The sequence below is a fragment of the Streptomyces sp. NPDC006332 genome (assembly GCF_040612855.1).
In the GTDB taxonomy this organism is placed as follows: domain Bacteria; phylum Actinomycetota; class Actinomycetes; order Streptomycetales; family Streptomycetaceae; genus Streptomyces.
In genome coordinates, this window is record NZ_JBEXRA010000002.1 from 85,041 (window position 1) to 101,830 (window position 16,790).

A 16,790-nucleotide genomic window follows, 5' to 3' on the forward strand; every position below is an offset into this window, starting at 1 on the left:
ACCCCCGATCCGCCTAAATCCCCTGCCAGTCAGGCTTGTTGGCGAACGTGTGCCGGAAGTACCCCGCCAGTTTCAGCTTGGACGCCGCGGCGTCGTCGACCACGACCGTGGCGTGCGGATGGAGCTGGAGTGCCGAGGCGGGGCACACCGCGGCGACCGGCCCCTCCACGGTCGCCGCGACCGCGTCCGCCTTGCCCTCGCCGGTCGCGAGGAGTACCAGGTGTCGCGCCTCCAGGATCGTTCCGATGCCCTGGGTGATCACGTGGTGCGGCACCTGCTCGATATCGCCGTCGAAGAAGCGCGCGTTGTCCACTCGTGTCTGCTCGGTCAGCGTTTTGATCCGGGTCCGGGAAGCCAGCGACGAGCACGGTTCGTTGAACCCGATGTGACCGTCGGTCCCGATCCCCAGCAGTTGCAGGTCCACCCCGCCGGCCTCGGTCAGCTCCCTGTCGTACGCCTCGCACGCCCCCTGCACGTCCTCCGCGGTGCCGTCGGGCCCCATGAACGCGCCCATCCCTATCCCGAGCGGCTCCAGCACCTCGCGCCGCAGCACCGACCGGTACGACTCCGGATGCTCGGCGGGCAGCCCCACGTACTCGTCGAGCTGCGCGATCCGGGCCCGCGAGGCGTCCACGGTGCCGGAGCGGGCCTTTGCCGCGAGTGCCTCGTAGATGGGCAGCGGTGTCGAACCGGTGGCCACGCCGAGCAGGGCGGCGGGCTTGCTCCGGAGCAGCCGTGCCATGGCCTCGGCGATGAGCTCGCCACCCGCCTTGGCGTCCGGGACGATGACAACTTCCACGCTGGCCTGCCGATCTGAAGAGACGGTCTGAACAGAGGGGACTCGACGGGGGAACCGGGAGTGTGTGGTTTAGACCAATCTAACAGAGTCCGCCCCTCCGGCCCAGGGTGGCGGACCCGGGCCCGCGGAGCCCGCATCAGGGAGCCGTGCCCCGTGGAATCCCGTGCCGGCTAGGTCAGTGAACCGCCCGTCGCATCCACCCAGCTGCCCGTGACCCACCTGCCCCCGTCCGATGCCAGGAAGGCCACCACCTCCGCGACGTCGGTCGCCTCGCCCACCCTGCCCAGCGCCGATATCGCCGCCGCCTCCGCCCAGGCGTCCTCGCTCCTGTGCAGCAACTCATAGGTGTTGTCGGTTGCGATGATCCCCGGCGCCACCGAGTTCACCGTGATGTTCCGGGGGCCCAGCACCTTGGACAGATCACGGGAGAGCACGTCCAGCGCGCCCTTGGTCATCGCGTACGCCATGTTGTTCGGCATCACCGCGGTCCGGGAGAGTCCCGACGAGACATTGATGACCCGCCCGCCGTCGCGCAGGCGGCTCATGCCGTGCTTGACGAGGAAGAACGGCGCCTTCACATTGACCGCGAAGACCCGGTCGTACTCCTCTTCCCCGATCTCCTCGATGGGTGGGGTGTTCCCGATGCCGGCGTTGTTCACCAGGATGTCCAGCCCGTCCGCGTGCCGGTCGAACTCCTGCCACAGGGCCTCCGTGTCACCCGGTAGTCCCAGTTCGGCCCCGATGGTGAAGGCCGAGCCGCCCGCAGCCTCGATGGTGTCGACCGTCTCCTTCGCCGCCGTCTCGTTCCTGCCGTAGTGCACCGCCACCCGGGCGCCCTCGCGCCCCAGCCGCTCGGCGATCCCCCGCCCGATGCCCCTGCTCGCCCCGGTGACCAGAGCTGTCCTGCCAGCAAGCACGCCCATCTCGGCGCCCCCTTCGTATTTCCCTAGCGGTCGCTACAGAAAAACCGTACAGCACGCGTCGATCATTTCTCTAGCACCCGCTATACAATTCACTCCATGGTGCGCAGCGAGGACACGAAGCCGCAGGTCGGACAGGCGTCGAAGCCGCGTGGCCGCCCCCGCTCCTTCGATCGCGAGACCGCGCTGGAGAAGGCGCTCCTGGCCTTCTGGGAGCACGGTTACGAGGCCACCTCCGTCTCCGACCTCACCCGCGTGATGGACATCGGCGCCCCGAGCCTCTACGCGGCCTTCGGCGACAAGCGCTCACTGTTCGAGGAGGTCGTCCGGGAGTACGGCACCAGGTACGGCTCGTTCGGTGACCGCGCTCTCGCCGAGGAGCCCACGGCCCGTGCCGCCGTCGAGCGCACCCTGCGCGAGGCCGCCGCCGAGTACACGGACCCCGCCCATCCGTTCGGTTGCCTCGTCATCCACGCGGCGATCAACTGCACGACCCGCGAGGTGGAGGACTCCCTGCGTGAGCGGCGCAATGCCAACATCGCCGCGTTCGAGAGCCGCGTCAGGGCCGACATCGCCGCCGGCGCCCTGCCGGCCGGTACGGACGCCGCCGCCCTCGCCCGGCACACCGGCGCGATGATCCAGGGCATGTCCCAGCAGGCGCGCGACGGCGCGAGCCGGGCCGAGTTGGAGGCGCTGGTGGAAATTGCCATGGCCATCTGGCCTCACACCTGAACCGTCGCGCGTTAGGCTGCGTGGTGGTTGCCGGGACGTCCGACCAGGTCTCGTCCGACGGAGCGCATCCGGCCAGTGATGTCCGGCCAGTGACGTCCGGCCGGTTCCGCTGGTGCGAATGCGGCGGAAAAGTCCCAACAACAAACAGCCTCCAACGCATGGACACACGTAGTGGTCTAGTCCACAATGCGTAGAGACAACTGAAAACGAACAGACTTCCGTCCTCCCCGCACAGGAGGACGGGACCGAGGAACCGGAGCTCTCTGCCCTGACTGCCCCGGATCCTCGTCCTTCGGCCGACCGGGACCGCACACCCCACGGCCGATATTGCTCCGGGCTGCGGTGCCGGGAGGGTTGAGGGTCCCTCTCAGGCGCCGCGGCCCGCGGGTGTTTCCGGGGCCTGCGGCGGCTGCTTCCGGACATGTCCGTACCGCCAGGTACGCTCGCACACGTGCCCTCCATGAACGAACTCGTACGCCAGCACACGGCCCTCGACGACTCCGACCTCGAGTGGCTCCACCTGCTGGTCTCGGAGTGGCAGCTGCTCTCCGACCTCTCCTTCGCCGACCTGGTCCTGTGGGTCCCCACCCGCGACGGCACGCGCTACGTCTCGGTCGCCCAGATGCGCCCCAACACCGGCCCGACCTCGTACCAGGACGACATGGTCGGCCACCTCGTCCCGCGTGGGCGTCGACCGATGCTGGACCTCGCCCTCGACGAGGGCAGGATCGTGCGCGAGGGCGATCCGGAGTGGCGCGAAGAGGTCCCCGTCCGGATCGAGTCCATCCCGGTGCGACGGGAAGGGCGCGTCCTCGGGGTCATCGCACGTAACACCAACCTCCTGACCGTGCGTACCCCGAGCCGTCTGGAGCTGACGTATCTCCAGAGCGCCTCGGACCTCGCGCAGATGATCGCGGCCGGCGCCTTCCCGTTCGCGAACCAGCAGGTCGACATGGACGCCTCGCCCCGCGTGGGTGACGGCCTGATCCGCCTCGACGCGGACGGTCTCGTCCAGTACGCCTCGCCGAACGCGCTGTCCGCCTACCATCGCCTCGGGCTCGCCTCCGACCTGGTCGGTCAGCACCTCGGCAAGACCACCGCCGAACTCGCCCCGACCCATGGACCGGTGGACGAGGCGCTCGCCAAGGTGGCCAGCGGCTGGGCGCCACGGGAGTTCGAGATCGAGTCCGACGATGGTGTGATCCAGTTCCGTGCGATCCCGCTCAAGCCCAAGGGCACGCGCATCGGTTCTCTGGTCCTGCTCCGCGATGTCACCGAACTGCGCCGCCGCGAGCGTGAGTTGATCACCAAGGACGCGACCATCCGGGAGATCCACCACCGGGTGAAGAACAACCTCCAGACGGTGGCCGCCCTGCTGCGGCTCCAGGCCCGGCGGATCGAGTCCGACCGTGGCCGCGAAGCCCTCGAGGAGGCGGTACGCCGGGTCGGTTCGATCGCGATCGTGCACGAGACGCTGTCCCAGAACCTGGACGAGCGCGTGGAGTTCGACGAGATCGCCGACCGGGTCCTCGCGATGGTGGCCGAGATCTCCCCGGGCAAGGTGACCGGTCGGCGCACCGGCCGCTTCGGCATCCTGGACGCGGAGGTCGCCACCCCCCTGTCGATGGTCCTGACCGAGATCCTCCAGAACGCCCTGGAACACGGCTTCGTCGAGGGGGAGACCGGCACCGTCGAGGTCTCGGCCGTCCGCGGCGGCACCGCCAAGGAGGCCCGACTGCTGGTCACCGTCCAGGACGACGGTGTCGGCCTGCCCGAGGCCTTCGACCCGCACACCGCAGGCAACCTCGGCCTGCAGATCGTACGGACGCTGGTGGAGGGCGAGTTGGGCGGCACCTTCGACATGGTCCCGGCGCCGGGGCGGGGAACCCGGGTGATCCTGGACATCCCGGTGCGGGCGAACAAGTGACGCCGTAGGGACGCGCAAGACCCCGTGAGTACAGCGGGGCCGGTCACCGCGGCGGGGCCCATGCGCACAGCAAAGAGCCCCGGACCGTTCAGGGGTCCGGGGCTCATCATGCTCGTTGCCAGCATTCGCTGCGCATCGGGGGTACTGCGCGCTGCGGCTCGGGAGCGGGAGATGCGTACTCGCTGTACGCGCCGCCAAGCCAGGCTGTCGCGGGGCGGGTGTGTCAGGCGGTTGCCTGACGGGCCCGGTTGCGGGCGGCGCGGCGCTTCATGGCGCGGCGCTCGTCCTCGCTGAGACCACCCCAGACGCCGGAGTCCTGGCCGGACTCGAGCGCCCACTGCAGGCACTGCTCCATGACGGGGCAGCGGCGGCAGACGGCCTTGGCTTCCTCGATCTGCAGCAGCGCAGGACCGGTGTTGCCGATGGGGAAGAAGAGCTCGGGGTCTTCCTCGCGGCAAACGGCGTTGTGACGCCAGTCCATGGCTGCTACCTCTCCTTGGTATTACGTGCGGGTTGCTTGTGAATGTGAACGCTTTCACGAATCCCTCAACAAGTGAAGGGCCGACCGCCGGCTTCGCCGACGTGGTCCTGTGGTTTGAAGAGGGGTTCTGGTGATCAGTGGAGGCTGGTGTTGCGGGCCGTCCCGATCGCCACGTAGAGACTCGCAAACCTCAGCGGCGGATACAACCCCTACCGGAAAGTTTTTTTTGATTCCTCGGTGTCGACTAGGTCACAGCCGTACTTCCATGGGGTGGACCCTGGCCTAAACGTTCGAGTGAAAGGACTTCAGCCCTTTCTGCTCACACAATCACACGCAGTGCACGGCGAACGCCTGTGAACGTCACGCTCGTACGGAGCCCTAGGTGGTCGCCGTCCATCTGAAGGGGGAGCGGCACCTTCGAATGCAAGGTGAACTGGTCCATGTCGTGGAGGGAGACCGCGTGCTTGCCATGGGGTCCACGCTCGGGGGACGAAGTGAGCAACTGGGTGCCATACCGGGCAACCGCGGGTGCCGTCATACGGCTGAGACCGAGTACGTCGAGGCCTTTATCGAACGAGGCCTTAGGTGAGGCGTACATCGGGTGATTACCCAGGAAGGTCCACGGAGAGGTGTTTGACACTATGGACAGCACCAGATCGGTCACCGGGTCCGCACCCGAACGCTCCAGCGTGATGGTTCCCTGGCGGCGGTGCGCCTCGCCGAAGAACTGACGCATGGCCTGGCGCACATAAAGGGCGTGGGTGGATTTCCTGCCACGCTCACGCTGCTGTTCGACTCGCCCGACGACGCCGGCATCGAATCCGAGCCCCGCGTTGAAAGTGAACCAGCGCGCCGGTATTGCCTCGTCCTCCGTGCCCGGGGTGCCCGAGGTCAGCCCCAGGCCCACGGTGCGTTCACTGCCCTCGCTCAGGGCGTCCAGCAGGGCGCCGGTGGCCTCCACGGCGTCGTTGGGCAGGCCCAGGGCGCGGGCGAACACGTTCGTGGATCCACCGGGGACCACCGCGAGACCGGGCAGGCGCTGTGGGTCCGGCCCCGCGTGCAGGAGGCCGTTGACGACCTCGTTGACCGTGCCGTCGCCGCCGAGGGCTACGACCAGGTCGACGTCCGAGCTCTCCGCGGCGTGCCGGGCCAAGTCGCGTGCGTGGCCGCGGTACTCGGTGGTGACCGCGTCCAGCTTCATCTCGCTCGCGAGCGCGTGGATCAGGACATCGCGCGTACGTGCGCTTGTGGTGGTTGCCGCCGGATTGACCACGAGAAGTGCACGCATGGGTTGCAGCGTACCTACTGGGTGGTACCGGGCACAGGGCGAGGTAGGGATCAAGTAAGGCTTCGGGCCGTGAACCTCGCCACGAGGCCGTACGGGCCGAGAGCTACTCTTCAGGGGTGAGCGCTGAGCAGAACCCCACGTCCGAAGCGGAATCCGCCGGTCCGGAGGGTCCCCGTCCCGGTCGGCTGGTCGCCGCGGCGGCGCTGACCGCGCTGGAGGGGCTGGCCCTGGTCGTCGGTGGCGCCTGGATGCTCGTGGAGGGCTTCGCGGGGGACCCGGACGATCGGCGGTCGGCGGTCACCGGGGGCATCACTCTGATCGTGCTCGCGCTGTTGCCGCTGCTCGCCGCGCGCGGGCTCCTCGGTCGGCGCGGCTGGAGCCGGGGGCCTGCCGTGATCACGCAGATCATGGCCTTGCCGGTTGCCTACAACCTGCTCCAGGCGGACAGTGTGGCCATCCCGGCGGGGATCGCGCTCGCAGTGGTCGCGATCGCGGCGCTGGTGCTGCTGGTGAACGCCGCAACGACCCAGGCCCTCGGGATCAAGGGGCCGGGTCGTAGGCAGGAACCCGGCAAGTAACCGGTCCGGGGGAGTGGCGGGCCCGGCGACGACCCGTCGCCCCGACCGGCGGCCGACTACTCCTCCACCAGCAGCTTCTCCCGCAGCTGGGCCAGTGTGCGGGCCAGCAACCGCGAGACGTGCATCTGCGAGATGCCGACCTCCTGCGCGATCTGGGACTGGGTCATGTTGCCGAAGAAGCGCAGCAACAGGATCCGCTTCTCGCGCGGGGGCAGGTCCTCCAGCAGCGGCTTGAGGGACTCGCGGTACTCGACGCCCTCCAGCGCCTCGTCCTCCGCGCCCAGGGTGTCCGCGACCGCAGGAGACTCGTCGTCGGTGTCGGGGACGTCCAGGGACAGCGTGGAGTACGCGTTGGCGGACTCCAGCCCCTCCAGGACCTCCTCCTCCGAGATGGCCAGCTTCTCGGCCAGCTCGTGCACCGTCGGGGAGCGGCCGTGCTGCTGGGACAACTCAGCCGTGGCCGTGGTCAGGGCCAGCCGCAGCTCCTGGAGCCTGCGCGGTACTCGCACCGCCCAGCCCTTGTCGCGGAAGTGCCGCTTGATCTCTCCGACGACCGTCGGTGTCGCGTACGTCGAGAACTCGACGCCGCGGTCCGGGTCGAAACGGTCCACCGACTTGATCAGGCCGATGGTGGCGACCTGGGTGAGGTCGTCCAGCGGCTCACCGCGGTTGCGGAAGCGGCGCGCGAGGTGCTCGACGAGCGGCAGGTGCATACGGACCAGCTGGTTGCGCAGCTCCGCGTACTCCGGGCTGCCCTCCTTCAGGCCGCGCAGTTCGACGAACCTGGCGCGCGCCCCGCTGCGGTCCTGATGGTCGTGCCGGGTGGCCTGCACCCGCTGCGCGACCTTCGCGTCGTCCTCGGAGTTTCGCTGGTGCTCGCTCATCGTCCCGCCCGTCGCCCTTCCCCGAGCCCTCGCCTCGGCTCGGACAGGGGTGACCTCGATCCGTCCGTCCGCAGGCGTGCTCTGCACGGCACCTTCCCCGTCATGCTGCCCGTCCTCCAGGAGGCCCGCCTCCGAGGAGTCGTCCTCCGGGTGTGGCCGGGCCTGCTCGGGGATGCCGTCGATGCCGTCCGCCATGCGTCGGGATGTGCTCGGACCGCCCGTGCCCGTGGCGGCGGGCTGCTCCCGTGTGCCGCGCTCTTCGTCCCGCACCGGCCCGTCCCCGTTCCTCACGCCGGCCCGGGTCCCGCGCCGCGCTGTTTGTAGAGGCTGATCGAAACGGTCTTGTCCTCGTCGACGGCCGAGGAGACCTTGCCGGCGAGGGCCGACAGCACGGTCCACGCGAAGGTGTCCCGCGCGGGGGCGTGACCGTCGGTGGTCGGCGCCGAGACGGTGACCTCCAACGAGTCGTCGACAAGGCGGAACACACAGCTGAGGACTGAGCCGGGCACGGCCTGCTGGAGCAGGATCGCGCACGCCTCGTCCACCGCGATGCGCAGGTCCTCGATCTCGTCGAGGGTGAAGTCCAAACGGGCCGCGAGACCGGCCGTGGCCGTACGCAGCACCGACAGGTAGGCACCCGCGGCCGGCAGCCGGACTTCGACGAAGTCCTGGGTCGCGGGCTCGCCTGCGATCTGGGACACCCTCACCTCCAAGGTGGTACAAGCTTTACAGGGGCCGAGGGTCGCCCCCCGGGATAACGCGATACATGGTTCTGCGGTGACGCTACCGCGCTCTGAACTTTCCTGTCCCCGTGACCCCAGCCCCTTGCTGTCACTCATAGTAAACACACGGATACGCTCCGTGGCTAGGGGGTCTGCGGGCCCAATTGGGAAGAGCGCGCGCCGGGTTGACGTACCCAGACGTCAGACGGTCGAACCGTCCTGATCGGGGGTGGGGCCGGGGGTCATACGAGGACGTGGTCGACGAAGCACCACCGCCATGCCTCACCGGGCTCGAACGTCCGCATGATCGGATGTCCGGCGTCCTTGTGGTGCTCCGTCGCGTGCCGGCCCGGCGAGGAGTCGCAGCAGCCGACGTGGCCGCAGGTCAGGCACAGTCGCAGCTGCACCGGATGGGTGCCGGTCGCCTGGCACTCCGTACAGGTGTCGCTCAGCGGCTCGGGTTCGGGGTGCGGCAGCTCGTCGGCATGCGTGCACTGTTTCATGATTGCCAGGTTACGACGGTCGTGCGGACGGCCGCGCGAAAAGGCGCGGGCGGGCACCCGACGACGGATGAGGGTGGGCGGGAAGCATGGACGTGATGCCACTGCTGTTGCTGGTGGCGGGCAGTGCCGTGGTCGCGGCGGCGGCTCGGCGTACCCCGGTTCCGGCGCCGCTGCTGCTGGTCGCGGCCGGGCTGGCGGTCAGCTATGTCCCCGGAGTCCCCGGGTACACTCTCGACCCGCATGTCGTCCTGCCCCTCGTGCTGCCCCCGCTGCTGTACACGTCGGCCGCCGACAGTTCCTACCTGGACCTGCGCGCGCAGCTGCGGCCGGTGGCGCTGCTGTCCGTGGGGTACGTCCTCTTCGCGACCTTCGCCGTCGGCTGGGCCGCATACATGATCGTGCCGGATCTGCCGCTGACCGCGGCTCTGGTGCTGGGCGCGGTGGTGGCGCCGCCGGATGCCGTCGCGGCCACGGCGGTCGCCCGCCGGGTTGGGCTGCCGTCCCGGATCACCACGATCCTGCAGGGCGAGTCGCTGGTGAACGACGCCACCGCGATCACGGCCTACCGGGTGGCCCTGGCGGCGGCGGTCGGCGAGGGCACCACCTGGGCCGGCGGGATCGGCGAGTTCCTGCTCGCGGCGGTCGGCGGCGTCGGCTTCGGGCTGGTGCTCATGGTGCCGATCCACTGGCTGCGCACCCACCTGAAGGAGGCGCTGCTGCAGAACACCCTTTCCCTGCTGATCCCGTTCGTCGCGTACGCGGCCGCCGAGCAGGTGCACGCCTCCGGTGTCCTCGCGGTCGTGACCGTGGCGCTCTATCTCGGACATCGCGCCTGGGAGGTCGACTTCGCGACCCGTCTCCAGGAGGAGGCCGTCTGGAAGATGGTCGCCTTCGTCCTGGAGTCCGCGGTGTTCGCCCTGATCGGCCTGCAACTGCCGGTGATCCTCAAGGGTCTGGGCGAGTACGAGGGGGGTCGTGCCGCCTGGTACGCGATCGCCGTGTTCCTCGTGGTGGTCGTCTCCCGTTTCGTATGGGTGTATCCGGCGACCTTCCTGCCCCGCAGGCTGTGGGCGCGCATCCGGGAACGTGAGGACAACCCGACCTGGAAGGCGCCGTTCGTCATAGCCTGGGCGGGCATGCGGGGCGTGGTCTCCCTGGCCATCGCCTTCTCGATCCCGCTGACCGTGCACGGCGGCGGCCCCTTCCCCGAGCGCAACCTCATCCTCTTCCTGACCTTCACCACGGTGATCGGGACCCTGGTCCTCCAGGGCCTCACCCTGCCCTCCCTGGTCCGTCTCCTGAAGCTCCCCGGCCGGGACGCGCAGGCCGAGACCCTCGCGGAGGCAAACGCCCAGGCGCAGGCCTCCCGGGCCGCGGAGCGACGCCTGGCCGACCTCCTCTCCGACGAGCGCAACGTCCTTCCGGGGCCACTGGCCGACCGTCTGCGCTCGGTCCTGGAGCGGCGCCGCAACGCGGTCTGGGAACGCCTCGGCCAGGTCAACCCGCTCACCGGTGAGACCGTCGACGACGCCTACCGGCGCCTGTCCCGGGAGATGATCGGCGCCGAACGCGAGGTCTTCGTCAAGCTTCGCGACGCCCGCCACATCGACGACGAGATGCTGCGAACGCTGCTGCGCAGGCTGGACCTGGAGGAGGCGGCGGCTTACCGGGAAGCGGTGTGAAGAAGGGTCGTTTCCCCCTAATGTGGTCATGGCGGTGATCCCCGTACGCGGTGATCCCGGTATGCAGGACGGGGGCGGGGGGCCTGATGGGGGACGCGTGTGAGCCGGGGGCGGACGCCACGCTCGCCATCAACCAGGTGAGCGCGTGGATCGTCGCGGCCGACACCAAGGCGGGCCTGCTGGCCGCGAGCCTGGGGGTCCTGGTCGCCGGGCTCCTGACCCAGGCGGCCCCGCTGCGGACGATGGCTCCGCCGCACACGGTCCGGGAAGCCCTGATCCTGGTGCTGGCGCATCTGGTGATGGTCTCGGTGGCGATGTCGGGCTGGTTCATCCTCCGCACGCTGGCCCCGAAGTCGACGGCGGGCCTGCCGACACGGTACGGCTGGCCGTCGCTCGCGCGGCGGACCGGCGACCCGGAGCCGGCTCCGGAAACGGGCGGGGAAAGCAGGCGGGCGCGGGCCGAGGCGTGGCAGCACGCGGTCGACCTCGCGGTGATCGCCGAGCGGAAGTACGTCACCTTCCGGGTCGCGTTGGCGTGGGCGATGGTAGCGGGCGGAACCCTGCTGTCGCTACTGATTGTCATCATTTGGGCATGATCTGATGATCCATTGGCTCGACGCACGGTTTCCTGGCTAATCTCTGGTTTCTCCCCGTCGAGGTGCCGCATCCGCCGCCTCATCCATCAAGGGCGGGGCGTTCTGGGGTGCTTGACCTTGGGGGACGAGCAGCTTGACCACTTCCGGTGTTTTTCCTGTTCATCACGTCATGCTCGGCCTCGACATCCAGGGTTCGTCCCGGCCTTCCCGTGACGACAGCGTCCTGCCGACGCTGCGCGCCGCACAGACCAGGCTGATCGCCGAGGCGCTGGGCCAGCAGGGCGTCGACCAGGACTCGTACGCGCTCCGCAGCCGCGGCGACGGCGGTCGGTACGACTTCCGTCCCGGTGTCTCTCCGGTCCCCGTGGTGGAAGCGGTCACCGGCCGGCTCCCCGGCCTGCTGCGGCGCCACAACAAGCAGTCGTCCGAGGCGCTTCAGCTCGTACTGCGGCTGGTCGTGCACGGCGGATACCTCGTGCCCACCCCCGACGGGGGCGACGCCGACGGAGCGGACGTCAACCTGCTGCACGGGATGCTGGACGCGGAGCGGCTGCGTTCCGAGCTCGTCGAGAACGGCGCGCCGTACGTGCTCGCGGTGTCGGAGAGCATCTGGTACGGCGCTGTCCGGCACGGGCACGGCGAACTCGACCCGGACGCCTTCACGCCCGGCGAGCTGACCGTCAAGGGTGGACTGAAGGTGGCCACCTGGCTGACTCCGGCCGCCCGCACCTCGCGGCCCGCACCGAAACCCGAGCCTTCGCAGACGCGACAGGCCGACCAGGCGCCCAGCCGCGACGGCGGTGCCTCCGCATCCTCCGACGAGCGTCCCTGGCCGGGTATCACCTTCAACGGGCAGGTGCGGGCCAAGAACGTGGTCAGCGGCAAGCAGTGGAACATTCGGTGAGTCCACCGGAGTCCCCGGACCTCGCCGACGCGACCGACCTGAAGGACGACGATCCCGCGAGTGGCGGGCCGGGCGTGACCGGCGACCAGGTGTCCGGTGCCGACGAGGAAGAGTTCGAGCCGGGGGAGATGCACCGGCTGCGCTCCGACCTGGACAACGACGTGGGCCGCTTCGACGGCGCCGGGTCGATGACCTTCCGACGCCGGGTGCGGGCCGAGTCGATCGTGGGCGGCGACCAGTTCATCCTCAACATGGCCGGGCGCCCCGCCCGCCGCCCCAGCTGGTACCGCCTCACGGACGCCGAGCTGATGGAGATGGAGCAGGTCTACGTGCGTCCGTCCTGCGCTCAGGAGGCGGAGGGCACGCTGCGCCGCCACCGTGTCCTGGTGCTGCGAGGACCCCGCCACAGCGGCCTGCGTTTTCTCGCCACGGCCGTGGCCGTCACCCTCGCGCCGCCCGACGGACAATGCCGCCTCCTCCACCCGGGCACCGATCCGGACGCCCTCGTCGCGCAGGACCTGGCCGCCGGGTGCGCCTACGTCCTGGAGACCGGGCCGGCGCGGACGGACCGCCCCCTGAGCGGCTTCACCCTGTCCAAGCTGTCGCAGATCCTCACCGACCGGGACGCCTTCCTGGTGCTGACGGTCGACGACGACTCGCCCGCGCCGACGGACACGGCGGTGTGGACCGTGTCGGTGGACGCACGTCCGGACGGCGCGCGTCTGCTGGGCAGTCACCTGCGGCACCGGCTGCCCGCACAGCGACGCTCGCACGCGGAGACCCTGCTCGGCCACGAGGAGGTGACCAGGTGGCTCGCGACCAGTCCGACGCCGAAGGAGATCGCACGGACCGCCCGCGAACTGGCGCGGACCGCCGACGGATCGGTAACCGTGGCCGAGTGTATGGCGCAGGTCGCCGTACGCCTCAAACAGGACGCGGCGGACCTGCTCAAGAACCCGGAGCTGCCCCGGGAACTGGCACTCGCCGTGGCGTTCTTCGGCGGGTTCCCGTACGCCACGGTCACCCGCCTGGAGAACCGGCTGGCCGATGTCGTCCACGAGGCGATGGCACACGACGGAGCCCGTCCGCGCCCCTTCCTCGCCGTCACCCGCAGACAACGGCTCGAAGCGGTACGCGCCGTCACCGCCACCGGGACGGTGCACACCCGCTACGGCAGCAGTCCGGCGGAGGTCGTGGACTTCTCCGCGCGGGGTCTGGCACCGGCGCTGATCGACGCCATGTGGCTGGATTACGACGGCTTCGAGTTGCTGCGTTGGCTCTCCGACCTCGTGCACGACCCCGACGCGGCGGTCCGGCGGCGCGCGGCGGTGTGCGTGGGCCGGCTGTCCCTGCTGAGCTTCGTCGAGATCGCGGAGGAGGTGCTCCAGCCGTGGTCCCTCTCGCCCGATGGCCGCGACCGGGTGGCCGCGGCCATCGCGCTCTCCGTCGCGGTGCGCGACCCCGCCGTCGCCGGTCACGCTCTGGGCCTGGTGGAGTCCTGGGGCGCGGCCCCCAACCGGTACCGGCGCATGACCGCCGCGCTCGCCTGGGGACTCGCGGTGAGTCCCGTGGAGCCGGTCGTCGGTATCCAGGGGCTCGGCGAGTTGCTGGACACCAAGGACGTGGGCGTGGCCTGGTCGACAAGGGTGGGGCTGTCAGCCGCGTTCACCAGCGGGCCTTCCACGCTCGTCCTGGAGGCGATGGGCACCTGGCTCGACGGCGCCGACGATCCCTCCCGCGGTCAGCTTCTCGCCGCGTTCCTACGGGTCTGCCGCCTGCATGGCGCGGACGGCAGACCGGACGCGGTGAACTGGCCCACGGTCCTGTGGCTGTTCGGACGGAGCGGCTCGGACCATGATCGTCCCCAGGGCCCGAGCGGCGGCGCGGAGGTCGAGGATGACGTCGTCGACCTCTGGCGGTCCGCCCTCGCGCACCACGCCACGGCCAGGGATGCGCTCGACGTCCTGGAGTCCTGGATCCGGCAGGCCGACCGCAACGGCGAGTGCCGCGAGGCCCTGCTCGACCTCATCGACGAACTGATCGTGAACGACAGCGACTTCCGTCGGCTCGACCATTACCTGCAGCGGCTCGCCCAAGGGCCGTCCACACCGTCCTACACCGCGCAACTGGCCCTCGAGGAGCTGGACGCGCTGCGCTGAGCGGCAACGACACGAACGACAGGAGCAGTGTGGCCATGACCAACGGGCCGGTGCGCGGGCCCTTTCCGGTGACTCGCCCGCGCGACATCGAGGACCAGGGGCGCCCGGGAGCCGGTGAATGCGCGGTGGTCCAACTCGGCAACCAACTCCAGCCTCTGCCCAGGGGGGAGGTGCCCACGTCCGGCATCGGCTGGTTCCGGCCCAAGGGGCAGTACTGGATCGTGGACCTGCGGGAACTGGGCACCACTCTGGACGTGGAACTCGAGAGCGCGGACAAGGGGCTGCGCTTCCAGGGCTCGGTCGAGGTGGTCTGGCGCATCGCCGACGCCCGGCTGGCGGCCGAGCAGGCCCCCTTCGACGTACCGAAGATCCTCAAGCGCCGTGTCGTGCCGCGGCTGAACAGCGCCGCACGCGGTTTCGGACTGGACGCGGTCGGGGAGTTCGAGTCCTGGGCCGCACGGGAGCAGTGGACCGTGCACCTCGGTGACGGACTGCTGGAGGTCCTGGAGGTCGCCTGCGCCCTGCGGCCCGACGCCGAGGCCACGGACATCACCCGTACCGGCACGCTGAGCAGCATGCAGCGCACCAACGCGGCCGCGATCCTCAACGAGGGCGAGATGGGCCTGATGGCCGAGGCGCTCAGCAAGGACCCCGAGGCCGCCATGGAGTTCTACCGCGACCTCCGGGAGGACAAGCGGGTGGCGATGCTCGCCCATCTGGAGATCGTCAAGGCGGTGGCCGGGTCGGACTCGAGCGAGGAACACGAACGGGCCCACGCGGTCAACGAGCTGCTCACCCAGATCCGCAACACCCTGCCGGGCTCGGCGACCCAGCTGCCGCCCGCGGCCTCGGCGAACGTACCCCGCCAGCTCGGCGAGGGCCGGTCCCGCCGCCGGGACCGCAGGGCCCGTCGCCAGGACGACGGCGTGTACGAGGACCGACGCGACCGCGGGCCGGGCCCGGACAAGGACGACGACGCCGGACAGCCACGCCGTGAAGACGACTGACGGGGCCGGCTCGATGATCGAGATCTTCAACCTGCTCGTGGACGTGTGGACCGAGGTCTTCTCCTGGTTCGTCTACCCGATACGCGTCCCCTTGCTGATCATCGCGGCGATCGTGGTGCTCTGGCTCGTCCTGCGGCATGTCGTACCGCGTGCGGGCGGCACCGCCGACTGGTCGGGAACGAAACTGTCCGCGCTCGTCGCGACGGTGCTCCTCGCCCCCGAGTACGCGTGCACCCTGCTGCTCCTCCGGCAGGGCCGGGGTATTCCGCTGCTGCTTCGGATCTACGGCCAGTGGGCCGAGAACGTCTCCGACTGGACGAAGACCGCGGGTCAGAGCCTGGGCCGGGGCATGCGCGCCTGCACCCGGGTCTCCTTCAAGGCGGTCACCGCCGTGATGCTCGTCTACCTCGTCGGCTACAACGTGCACGCGATCGGCAGTGCCGAGCACCCGGCCTCCCAGGACGCCCCGGTGGTCGTCTGGTGGGACTCCGTCGAGGTGTGGGTGGACGCCCCCGAGCACTCACTGCTGGAGGACGGGGGGACCCCGTCCGCGCGCCCCGCGGGCCTCCGTCACCCGCTGACCGATTGACCACCTGACCGCCTGATTGCTAGGGCCGACCCGTGATCACCGCGGCCACGGTGGTTCCCGGCGTGAAGTGGCCCTCCTGGGCGAGGGCAACAAGTCCGTACAACAACTTGGCGACATAGAGCCGCTCGACCGGCAGGCCGTGGCGGCTCTCGAAGTCCGCGGCGAAGGAGTCGAGTTCGGGGGTGGTGCGGGCGTAGCCGCCGAAATGGAACCGCTCGTCGAGGCGCCAGCTGCCGCGCAAGCCGCCGAAGGCCTGCTGCTGCAGGGCCCGTATGTCGCCGTCCAAGAAGCCCCCCTTGAGGACGGGGACGCCCAGCGCGCGCCGATCGGGGCCGAGTCCGGCCGCCAGCCCCGCGAGGGTGCCCCCGGTGCCGCAGGCCACCCCGACGACGTCGGCGTGGCCGCGCAACTCCTCGCCCAGTGCGCGGCATCCCCGCACGGCGAGGGCGTTGCTTCCGCCCTCAGGCACGACGTACGCGTCCTCGGCGCCCGCCGCGCGCAACACGGCCGCCAGGGTCTCGGGCTCGGTCTTGCGACGATAAGTCGACCTGTCGATGAAATGCAGCCGCATGCCGTCAGCCGCGCAGCGGGCCAGGGAGGCGTTGAGCGGGCGGCCGGCGAGTTCCTGACCGCGCACCACACCGACGGTGCGAAGGCCGAGGAGACGACCCGCGGCGGCCGTGGCGCGCAGGTGGTTGGAGTACGCGCCGCCGAAGGTGACGACGGTACGCCCGGCCGCCGCGCTGAGGTTCGGCGCGAGCTTGCGCCACTTGTTGCCGACGAGCTCCGGGTGGATGAGGTCGTCGCGCTTGAGGACGAGACCGACGCCGTACCGGGTGAAACGGTCGTCCTCGATCTCCTGCAACGGGGAGGGGAGCCGGGGGTGCAGGGAGGCGAGGCTGGTCACGGATCCATTGTCACCACCAGGAACCGCCGACGGACAGGCCTGTCTGCCCAGTCGTGAGTGATCCAACCCCGCTCTTTCGTGTAATAGCACCGGCACGCTCCGTGATGAAAGG

The 16,790-nt window shown here is 70.0% G+C and carries 17 protein-coding genes; 9 read left to right on the forward strand and 8 right to left on the reverse strand.

Going from position 1 to position 16,790, the window contains the following annotated elements; all coding sequences use genetic code 11:
* Positions 1-13 precede the first annotated feature (13 nt).
* Positions 14-799 carry a glucosamine-6-phosphate deaminase gene (gene nagB / locus ABZ027_RS02560; RefSeq protein WP_356763589.1) on the reverse strand — a complete coding sequence of 262 codons (786 nt, stop codon included), beginning with the start codon at positions 797-799 and terminating at the stop codon, positions 14-16.
* A 170-nt stretch (positions 800-969) separates the two neighbouring features.
* Positions 970-1,722 (reverse strand): SDR family oxidoreductase, encoded by a 753-nt coding sequence (locus ABZ027_RS02565; RefSeq protein WP_356763591.1) that lies wholly within the window; start codon positions 1,720-1,722, stop codon positions 970-972.
* A 96-nt stretch (positions 1,723-1,818) separates the two neighbouring features.
* Between ABZ027_RS02565 and ABZ027_RS02570 the strand changes: the two genes are divergently transcribed.
* Both ABZ027_RS02570 and ABZ027_RS02575 read left to right on the forward strand, forming a co-directional pair.
* Positions 1,819-2,451 (forward strand): TetR/AcrR family transcriptional regulator, encoded by a 633-nt coding sequence (locus ABZ027_RS02570; protein WP_356763593.1) that lies wholly within the window; start codon positions 1,819-1,821, stop codon positions 2,449-2,451.
* 460 nt (positions 2,452-2,911) lie between these two features.
* Entirely contained in the window at positions 2,912-4,378 is a 1,467-nt protein-coding gene (locus tag ABZ027_RS02575; RefSeq protein ID WP_356763966.1) for a PAS domain-containing sensor histidine kinase, read from the forward strand.
* A 223-nt stretch (positions 4,379-4,601) separates the two neighbouring features.
* Here ABZ027_RS02575 and ABZ027_RS02580 read toward each other — a convergent pair whose 3' ends face one another.
* A complete protein-coding gene (locus ABZ027_RS02580; protein ID WP_006380970.1) occupies positions 4,602-4,859 on the reverse strand; it encodes a WhiB family transcriptional regulator in 258 nt (85 codons plus the stop codon).
* Positions 4,860-5,178: 319 nt separating this feature from the next.
* Positions 5,179-6,147 carry a diacylglycerol kinase family protein gene (locus tag ABZ027_RS02585; RefSeq protein ID WP_356763595.1) on the reverse strand — a complete coding sequence of 323 codons (969 nt, stop codon included), beginning with the start codon at positions 6,145-6,147 and terminating at the stop codon, positions 5,179-5,181.
* A gap of 116 nt (positions 6,148-6,263) precedes the next feature.
* Between ABZ027_RS02585 and ABZ027_RS02590 the strand changes: the two genes are divergently transcribed.
* Entirely contained in the window at positions 6,264-6,725 is a 462-nt protein-coding gene (locus ABZ027_RS02590) for a hypothetical protein (protein ID WP_356763597.1), read from the forward strand.
* A gap of 56 nt (positions 6,726-6,781) precedes the next feature.
* On the opposite strand, the gene ABZ027_RS02595 is transcribed toward ABZ027_RS02590, so the two are convergent.
* The 3 genes from ABZ027_RS02595 to ABZ027_RS02605 all read right to left on the reverse strand — a co-directional run bounded on the left by ABZ027_RS02595 (position 6,782) and on the right by ABZ027_RS02605 (position 8,834).
* Complete coding sequence (locus ABZ027_RS02595) at positions 6,782-7,879, reverse strand: RNA polymerase sigma factor SigF (protein ID WP_356763599.1); 1,098 nt, start codon at positions 7,877-7,879, stop codon at positions 6,782-6,784.
* Positions 7,880-7,896: 17 nt separating this feature from the next.
* Positions 7,897-8,310 (reverse strand): anti-sigma regulatory factor, encoded by a 414-nt coding sequence (locus ABZ027_RS02600; protein WP_019058277.1) that lies wholly within the window; start codon positions 8,308-8,310, stop codon positions 7,897-7,899.
* A 263-nt stretch (positions 8,311-8,573) separates the two neighbouring features.
* On the reverse strand, positions 8,574-8,834 hold the full coding sequence (locus ABZ027_RS02605; RefSeq protein WP_356763601.1) for a UBP-type zinc finger domain-containing protein: 261 nt from the start codon (positions 8,832-8,834) through the stop codon (positions 8,574-8,576).
* A gap of 86 nt (positions 8,835-8,920) precedes the next feature.
* Here ABZ027_RS02605 and ABZ027_RS02610 point away from each other — a divergent pair, with 86 nt between their 5' ends.
* The 6 genes from ABZ027_RS02610 (at position 8,921) to ABZ027_RS02635 (ending at position 15,771) form a co-directional block, all read left to right on the forward strand.
* Positions 8,921-10,516: a Na+/H+ antiporter gene (locus ABZ027_RS02610; RefSeq protein WP_356763603.1), complete on the forward strand. Its 1,596-nt coding sequence runs from the start codon at positions 8,921-8,923 to the stop codon at positions 10,514-10,516.
* Positions 10,517-10,602: 86 nt separating this feature from the next.
* A complete protein-coding gene (locus ABZ027_RS02615; RefSeq protein ID WP_356763605.1) occupies positions 10,603-11,112 on the forward strand; it encodes a hypothetical protein in 510 nt (169 codons plus the stop codon).
* Positions 11,113-11,281: 169 nt separating this feature from the next.
* Positions 11,282-12,016, forward strand: coding sequence for a hypothetical protein (locus ABZ027_RS02620; RefSeq protein WP_356763607.1), 735 nt, complete (start codon positions 11,282-11,284; stop codon positions 12,014-12,016).
* The gene (locus ABZ027_RS02625; protein WP_356763609.1) at positions 12,013-14,175 is read left to right on the forward strand and encodes a HEAT repeat domain-containing protein; all 2,163 of its coding nucleotides are present in this window, start codon (positions 12,013-12,015) and stop codon (positions 14,173-14,175) included. The genes ABZ027_RS02620 and ABZ027_RS02625 overlap by 4 nt, the downstream gene beginning before the upstream one ends.
* Positions 14,176-14,210: 35 nt before the next feature.
* On the forward strand, positions 14,211-15,182 hold the full coding sequence (locus ABZ027_RS02630; RefSeq protein ID WP_356763611.1) for a hypothetical protein: 972 nt from the start codon (positions 14,211-14,213) through the stop codon (positions 15,180-15,182).
* On the forward strand, positions 15,169-15,771 hold the full coding sequence (locus tag ABZ027_RS02635) for a hypothetical protein (protein ID WP_356763613.1): 603 nt from the start codon (positions 15,169-15,171) through the stop codon (positions 15,769-15,771). Before ABZ027_RS02630 ends, ABZ027_RS02635 begins: the two co-directional genes overlap by 14 nt.
* A 19-nt stretch (positions 15,772-15,790) precedes the next feature.
* Here ABZ027_RS02635 and ABZ027_RS02640 read toward each other — a convergent pair whose 3' ends face one another.
* Entirely contained in the window at positions 15,791-16,678 is an 888-nt protein-coding gene (locus ABZ027_RS02640) for a pyridoxal-phosphate dependent enzyme (RefSeq protein ID WP_356763615.1), read from the reverse strand.
* Positions 16,679-16,790 lie beyond the last annotated feature (112 nt).

What these genes read in the sequence shown, in the direction of transcription:
- ABZ027_RS02565 (WP_356763591.1), bottom strand. Translation starts at nt 1,722, where the DNA reads ATGGGCGTGCTTGCTGGCAGGACAGCTCTGGTCACCGGGGCGAGCAGG.
- ABZ027_RS02570 (WP_356763593.1), top strand. Translation starts at nt 1,819, where the DNA reads ATGGTGCGCAGCGAGGACACGAAGCCGCAGGTCGGACAGGCGTCGAAG.
- ABZ027_RS02575 (WP_356763966.1), top strand. Translation starts at nt 2,912, where the DNA reads ATGAACGAACTCGTACGCCAGCACACGGCCCTCGACGACTCCGACCTC.
- ABZ027_RS02580 (WP_006380970.1), bottom strand. Translation starts at nt 4,859, where the DNA reads ATGGACTGGCGTCACAACGCCGTTTGCCGCGAGGAAGACCCCGAGCTC.
- ABZ027_RS02585 (WP_356763595.1), bottom strand. Translation starts at nt 6,147, where the DNA reads ATGCGTGCACTTCTCGTGGTCAATCCGGCGGCAACCACCACAAGCGCA.
- ABZ027_RS02605 (WP_356763601.1), bottom strand. Translation starts at nt 8,834, where the DNA reads ATGAAACAGTGCACGCATGCCGACGAGCTGCCGCACCCCGAACCCGAG.
- ABZ027_RS02610 (WP_356763603.1), top strand. Translation starts at nt 8,921, where the DNA reads ATGGACGTGATGCCACTGCTGTTGCTGGTGGCGGGCAGTGCCGTGGTC.
- ABZ027_RS02615 (WP_356763605.1), top strand. Translation starts at nt 10,603, where the DNA reads ATGGGGGACGCGTGTGAGCCGGGGGCGGACGCCACGCTCGCCATCAAC.
- ABZ027_RS02620 (WP_356763607.1), top strand. Translation starts at nt 11,282, where the DNA reads ATGCTCGGCCTCGACATCCAGGGTTCGTCCCGGCCTTCCCGTGACGAC.
- ABZ027_RS02630 (WP_356763611.1), top strand. Translation starts at nt 14,211, where the DNA reads ATGACCAACGGGCCGGTGCGCGGGCCCTTTCCGGTGACTCGCCCGCGC.